Genomic DNA, 249 nt, shown 5'->3' on the forward strand with positions numbered 1-249 from the left:
GCGTTGACGGCGACGACCGCGAGGATCGCCCAACCGAGGATCGCAAGGTCCGCGACGAAGGCGAGGGCGGCGGCGGCCCACAGCAACAGGGCCAGGGGGCGGACCAGCTGTCCGACCAGCTCGCGCACGAAGGGGGCGCGCACCCTTCGCCGTACCTCGTTCGGTCCGTGGACGGCGAGGCGCCGGGCGGCCTCGCGGGCAGAGAGACCGTCCGGGCCCGTGGCGAGTTCACGACGCAGCCGGGGCAGC

General features: G+C 75.1%; 1 protein-coding gene. It reads right to left on the reverse strand.

The genetic code is table 11. The features are described 5' to 3' along the window. A partial coding sequence (locus IF00_RS42365; RefSeq protein WP_037640666.1) for a cation-transporting P-type ATPase occupies positions 1-249 on the reverse strand: 249 nt, incomplete at both ends.

The organism is Streptomyces flavochromogenes, assembly GCF_000717595.1.
Lineage (GTDB): Bacteria > Actinomycetota > Actinomycetes > Streptomycetales > Streptomycetaceae > Streptomyces > Streptomyces flavochromogenes.